Source organism: Myxococcus sp. AM011, from assembly GCF_013372595.1.
Lineage (GTDB): Bacteria > Myxococcota > Myxococcia > Myxococcales > Myxococcaceae > Myxococcus > Myxococcus eversor.
Genome location: NZ_JABXEM010000680.1, coordinates 1 through 318 on the forward strand (window position 1 = coordinate 1; position 318 = coordinate 318).

Consider the following 318-nt stretch of genomic DNA (forward strand, 5'->3'; position numbering starts at 1 on the left):
CGTAGCCGTTGACGAGGACGTGGCCCGAAGGGATGCGAGCGAGATGCTCGCGGACGCGGGACGGCGGAAGGACGTCACCACCGGCGAGGACCTGGCGGACACCGGCAAGCGCAACGGGCTGAGTGGCAACCATCTGCTCGAAGAGAGCAGCGGTGAGCCAGAGCGAGGTGATGCCCTCGCGGACGAGCAGAGAGCCCAGCTCTTCCAAAGACAGCGAGTGAGGAGGAGCGAGGACGAGCTTGGAGCCGTGGAGGAGGGCGCCCCAGATTTCGAGGGTGGAGGCGTCGAAGGCGACGGGAGCGGCGTGGAGCCAGACGT

General features: G+C 67.6%; 1 protein-coding gene. It reads right to left on the reverse strand.

Features of this window, described 5'->3' with window-relative positions:
* Positions 1 to 318 (reverse strand): AMP-binding protein (locus HUW62_RS48005; RefSeq protein WP_176438254.1); only part of this gene is annotated, 318 nt, incomplete at both ends.